This is a genomic window from Zavarzinella formosa DSM 19928 (assembly GCF_000255705.1).
Lineage (GTDB): Bacteria > Planctomycetota > Planctomycetia > Gemmatales > Gemmataceae > Zavarzinella > Zavarzinella formosa.
On the sequence record NZ_JH636439.1, the window covers coordinates 2,134,088 to 2,139,279 of the forward strand.

General features: G+C 64.4%; 8 protein-coding genes. All 8 read left to right on the forward strand.

Annotation, left to right across the window (positions count from 1 at the left end; translation table 11 throughout):
- On the forward strand, positions 1 to 451 hold a 451-nt coding region (locus tag BGIM_RS49730), incomplete at its 5' end, for a hypothetical protein (RefSeq protein ID WP_040887750.1).
- Positions 448 to 906, forward strand: coding sequence for a hypothetical protein (locus tag BGIM_RS0110375; RefSeq protein ID WP_193788957.1), 459 nt, complete (start codon positions 448 to 450; stop codon positions 904 to 906). The genes BGIM_RS49730 and BGIM_RS0110375, both read left to right, overlap by 4 nt.
- Positions 907 to 909: 3 nt before the next feature.
- A complete protein-coding gene (locus BGIM_RS0110380; protein WP_020469718.1) occupies positions 910 to 1,260 on the forward strand; it encodes a hypothetical protein in 351 nt (116 codons plus the stop codon).
- Complete coding sequence (locus BGIM_RS0110385; RefSeq protein WP_020469719.1) at positions 1,257 to 1,901, forward strand: head-tail connector protein; 645 nt, start codon at positions 1,257 to 1,259, stop codon at positions 1,899 to 1,901. The genes BGIM_RS0110380 and BGIM_RS0110385 overlap by 4 nt, the downstream gene beginning before the upstream one ends.
- Before the next feature lie 19 nt (positions 1,902 to 1,920).
- The gene (locus BGIM_RS0110390; protein WP_238537575.1) at positions 1,921 to 2,223 is read left to right on the forward strand and encodes a phage head closure protein; all 303 of its coding nucleotides are present in this window, start codon (positions 1,921 to 1,923) and stop codon (positions 2,221 to 2,223) included.
- Between the two features lie 8 nt (positions 2,224 to 2,231).
- Positions 2,232 to 2,513 carry a hypothetical protein gene (locus BGIM_RS0110395; RefSeq protein ID WP_020469721.1) on the forward strand — a complete coding sequence of 94 codons (282 nt, stop codon included), beginning with the start codon at positions 2,232 to 2,234 and terminating at the stop codon, positions 2,511 to 2,513.
- A gap of 3 nt (positions 2,514 to 2,516) precedes the next feature.
- Positions 2,517 to 2,921 carry a hypothetical protein gene (locus BGIM_RS0110400; RefSeq protein ID WP_020469722.1) on the forward strand — a complete coding sequence of 135 codons (405 nt, stop codon included), beginning with the start codon at positions 2,517 to 2,519 and terminating at the stop codon, positions 2,919 to 2,921.
- Positions 2,922 to 2,926: 5 nt separating this feature from the next.
- The coding region (locus BGIM_RS49735) for a beta strand repeat-containing protein (RefSeq protein ID WP_193788958.1) at positions 2,927 to 5,192 on the forward strand (2,266 nt) is incomplete at its 3' end.

Genomic DNA, 5,192 nt, shown 5'->3' on the forward strand with positions numbered 1-5,192 from the left:
CAACCCGACGCTCGGCACCCGCCAGAGTGACGGCATCGTGGTGAGCGAATTGAAGTATGTGGACGTGACCTGCACCGCCACCCTGCTCGACGCCTCGACCGGCACGGGCAAGGTGAACGTGATCGCGGCGGGCGCGGCGACCGACCAGTGGAAAATCCGTAACATCCGTCTCGTCGGCGGCGGGACCAATTTCGGAGCGGGCGGCGACCGCTTGCTGGGCCTCACCGACGGCACGACCGTGTGGACCACGGTGGCCAACGCCGACATCGAAGCCGCCCCCTCCGCGACACTGGACTGGGGCAACTCGAAAGTGCCGTTTCTCACCGGCACTTCGGACACCCCATCCGCTGCGGGCGCCCAGATCTACTTCCAATATTCGGGCGGCACCCCGGCGACTCCGCACACCACGGGTTCGATCAAGTTCTCCGTCTGCCTGGAAAAGGTCGCGTGATGAAGCCGCATCACATCCTGACGGGCTTCAAGGGCAGTCAGGACGGCCACGGCGACGGAGAGGAATTCGTCGCCGGGACAACAGCTCATCTCTCCGACGACCTCGCCCGCATCGCCGTGGGCGAGGGCTGGGCGAAATTGCCGGACGGATTCGGTGTCAAGCCAAGCCCCGTCACGATTCAACCCCCGCTCTCTGTTGTGCCATCGACCACAGAACCGGAAGTGGTCAATGAGCCGAAAATCACCGAGGAACTCGTTAATCCTGTTGAAAGCCGCGAAACCAAGGTGGTCGGACCAGAGGAAACCAAGGTTGCCCAGCCAGAAGAGACCAAGGCCGACACGGGACTTGCGGCGATGAGCTACAAGGATTTGCTCACGCTGGCGAAAGAACGCGGATTGAAAGCCATTGGCTTGAAGAAAGAAGCATTGGTCGCCGCTTTGGACGGGAAGGCATAACCGATGCCCTCAGCCAGCCAGTTCCAATCCCGTCTCTGCCAGACCACCGTCACCATAGCCTCGTCCGGGACCGCCTCGGGCGAGGCCGATCTCGGCGGCACCACGTTGGTGGGTGTCATGCTCCCGGCCGCCCTCACCGGCACGACGCTGACCTTCACGGCCGCCGCCATCGCCGGGGGAACCTCCAACCCCGTCACCGGCTCCAACGGCTCGGCCCTGAGCTTCACCGTCGCGGCCAACAAGTATCTGGCCATCGACCCCGCCTTGTTCCACGGCATCCAGTTCATCAAGGCGGTCAGCGGTTCGGCCGAGGGCGCCTCGCGTGATCTGATCCTGTTCAGCAAGGCCCTGTGAAACCCCGCCGCACCGTCACGGTCGTCACCAATCCCGCCTCCGACCCGGTCACGCTGGCCGAGGCGAAGGCCTGGCTCAGAATCGACACAACCGACGAGGACGCTTTGCTCGCCCAGCTCATCTCGGCGGCCACCGATTCGGCCGAGCAGCACACCCGCCGCTCGCTCATCACCCGCACCCTGCGGCTCACCTTGGACCAGACCTGCAACGACCTCTACCGGGACTTGGGCGAGGGCGTTTATGACCTGCCAAGCACGTTTCTTTACGGCGGGCTCCCACGGGTGATCGAACTTCCCAAGGGGCCGGTTCTGAGCATCACGTCGGTGACCACCTACGACACCGCGAACAACTTCGCCGTCTACTCCTCCTCGAATTACACCCTGAACACCGATGGCACGCGGCTTTCCCTCAATCAGGACGCCGTCTGGCCCGGCCCGCTTCGTCCGGTCGGGGCCTGCGAGATCGTCTATACGGCGGGCTATGGTGATTCTTCCGCCATTCCACCCTCCATCAAAACCGCCATCCTCATGCTCGTCGCCCACCTGTACGAGTCGCGCGGGGCCTGCGACGGCGACATGCCCGCCGGCTGCGCCGCCATGCTGAACAAATACCGAATCATGGACGGCCTGCTGTATGGCTGATTGCGGTGAGTTCACCAAGATGAAGCACCGCATTTCCTTGCAGGCGGTCAGTCAGGTCTCCGATTCCCAAGGGGGCTTCACCGAGTCCTGGGCCACCTTCGCCACGGTCTGGGCTTCCATTCGCCCGGCCAAGGGCTTCGAGAAGTTTCAGGCCGCCCAGCTTCAGACCCCGGTCACCCACAAAATCACCATCCGCTACCGTCCCGATGTGACCACCAAGCACCGCCTTCTCTTCGGAACGCGCGTCTTCGGGATCAAGGAGGCGTTGAACCGGGACGAGGCGAAGCAATACCTCGACATCCAGGCCATCGAACAACAATAGGAGCCACTATGAACACCACCGGAACCGGAGCCGTCCTGCCGCAGGGAAGCCCCGTCGACACGCTGCCCGAAGGCGGCTATGAAGTCACCATCGACGGTCTCGACGATAGCGGCATGCTCCGCTGCGTCTACCCCAATGGCTTTGTGAAGCACCATCAGGTGAACACCGTCGAGGAACTGGCGGTCCGCGTGACCAACCAGCTTCGGGCGCGCTACGGCGCCAATGAGATCGTGTTCGCCCAGGCCCCGGCGTCACTCGACGCCGGTCAATCCTTCGTCGTGGAGGGCTAAGGCATGGCCAGTAATTTGAAGTACGCGGTCACCACCAAGAACGCCAAACTGGACGCCATCACCTCGGCCATCGGCGCATCCGGCCTGCTTCGCATCTACTCAGGCACACAGCCAACCAATCCCGACACCGCCCTGTCCGGTAACACCGTCCTCGCCGAGCTTGCCTTGAGCTCGACCTTTGCGGCAGGCGCGTCCGGGGGTGTCCTGACGGCCAATTCCATCAGTTCGGACACCAGCGCCGACAACACCGGCACCGCCACCTTCTTTTCCTTGCTTACCAGCGGCGGCACGCGCAAAGTGGATGGTTCGGTCGGAACGAGTGGAGCGGATCTGAACCTCAACACCACCAGCATTGTCTCCGGCGCCCAAGTCAGTGTTTCCAGTTTAGCCATCACCAGCGGCAATTAGCCTCCGTGGCCAATCGCTTCTGGGTCGGCTCTACCGGCACTTGGGACACCACCGCCGGGGTCAAGTGGGCGGCCAACTCCGGCGGCACGGGCGGCCAGTCCGTCCCCACCGCCGCCGACGATGTCTTTTTCACCGCCCCCTCCGTTGGCACGATCACCATCGGGACCGGGGCGGTCTGCCGCTCCATTAATTTCACGGGCTTCACCGGCACGCTGACCGGAAGCGGCACCCTGACCGTGGGAACCAGCACGTCGGGTTCGGTCACCTTCTCGTCCGGCATGACCCAAAGCTGGGGCGGAACGCTTTCATTGGTCTCCACGACCACCGGCAACAATATCACCATGGCGGGCAAGGGCATCGCCGCCCTGAGCATCACCGGCGTCGGCGGCGCCTGGACCCTCCTGGACACGCAGTCGGCCACCTCGGTGACCCTCTCCAACGGAACCTACAACGTCAGCAGCCGCACCGTGAGCTGGGGGACGTTCACCTCGACCGGCTCGGCCACGCGGGCGCTCAACCTGACCGGAGCCTCGGTCACCATCACCGGGGCGTCCTGGACGGCCACGTCGACGGGAATGACGCTGACCAACACCTCGTCAACGATCACCATGTCATCGGCCTCGGCCACGTTCACCGGCGGGGGACTGACCTACGGAACCCTGAACATGACCTCGGCGGGGGCGACCATCGCCGGGGCCAACACCTTCTCGACGCTCTCCGTCACCGGCTCCTCGGGGAAAACTAGCGTGTTCCAACTCGCCGCCAACCAGACAACCGCGACGCTCAACATCAACGGCAACAGCATCCTCAACCGCCTGCAAGTGGCGTCCGACACACCCGGAACCGCCCGGACGCTGACGGTCTCGTCCACGGTCTCCGTGAGCAACGTCGATTTCATTGACATCACCGGGGCCGGGGCGGCTTCTTGGAATATCGCCTTGGCCACCGGCGGCTCGGGGGACTGCGGCGGCAACTCCGGCATTACCTTCACCACGCCCGCGAATCAATATTGGGTCTCCGGCACGGGCAACTGGTCGGCCTCCAAATGGTTCACCACCTCCGGCGGCGCCGTCGGCGGGCGGGTGCCCCTTCCGCAGGACACCGCGGTCTTTGACGCCAACTCCTTTACCGCCGGGAGCCAAGTCGTCACGCTGGACATGCCGCGCGTCGGCTCGATGGACTGGACGGGGGCGACGAACACTCCAAACCTGACCATCGGCACGGCCGCGACATCGCTCGGAACCTCCGTGAAATTGATCACGGCGATGACCGTGACGCAAAGCGCCGCCCTCACCTTCGCCTGCCGTGGCTCCTCCACGCTGGTCTCGGCCGGGCAGAACTTCCCCGGCCAGCAGATCATCGACACGCTGACCGGCACGCTGACCACCTCCGATGCCTTCCTCTCCACGGCCGGGACGACGACGCTGCGCTCCGGCACGCTGACGGCCGGGGCCAGTTTTTCCACGACGAAGGTGGTCTACGAAAACAACAACCCGTTCACGCTGAACATGGGTTCGGGGACGTGGACGGTGTCAGGCACCGCGACCGTCTGGGACATGGCGACGAACAACTCCAATCTCACGCTCAACGCCGGAACCTCGACGCTCGTGGTCTCCGACACCTCGGCCATCGTCAAGACCTTGCAGCTCGGCGGGCTGACCTATTCAACCCTCCAGATCACCGGGGGTGGCACCGGCCGCGTCACGCTCCAGTCCAGCCCGACCATCGGCGCCTTGACGCTCGGCTCGCCCAAGTCGGTTCGGTTCACCCAAGGCAAGACCTACACCGTCACCACGTTGAACGCCACCGGCACGTCCGGGAACCTCATCACGATTGACACCAACACCGCCGCCAGCCCCGCGACCATCTCCATCGCCTCCGGGGTCGTCTCCTGTGATTACCTGTCCTTGAAAGACTCCACGGCCACCGGCGGGGCCTCGTTCTACGCCGGGGCCAACTCGACGGACGCGACGGGCAACACCGGCTGGTCCTTCACCGCCGCGCCCATTCTGATCACCGGGACGGCTTCCTCCACGGAAGCGGCCGATTCATTGAACGCCTCCGGCTTGGAACGCATGGTCGGAACCGGCGCCGCCACGGAAGTCGCTGACACCACCGCCGCCACGGGACTGGAACGGGTCACAGGATCGGCCGCGTTGACGGAAACCGCCGATTCCTCGTCCGCAAGCGGTCTGCTCAAGATCACGGGGAGCAGCGCCGCCAACGAAACATCGGACTCCACGGCAACCACCGCCATCGAGATTATCACCG

Excerpts from the sequence above, each read along its gene's own strand:
- BGIM_RS0110380 (WP_020469718.1), top strand. The coding sequence starts at position 910 with ATGCCCTCAGCCAGCCAGTTCCAATCCCGTCTCTGCCAGACCACCGTC.
- BGIM_RS0110390 (WP_238537575.1), top strand. The coding sequence starts at position 1,921 with ATGAAGCACCGCATTTCCTTGCAGGCGGTCAGTCAGGTCTCCGATTCC.
- BGIM_RS0110395 (WP_020469721.1), top strand. The coding sequence starts at position 2,232 with ATGAACACCACCGGAACCGGAGCCGTCCTGCCGCAGGGAAGCCCCGTC.
- BGIM_RS0110400 (WP_020469722.1), top strand. The coding sequence starts at position 2,517 with ATGGCCAGTAATTTGAAGTACGCGGTCACCACCAAGAACGCCAAACTG.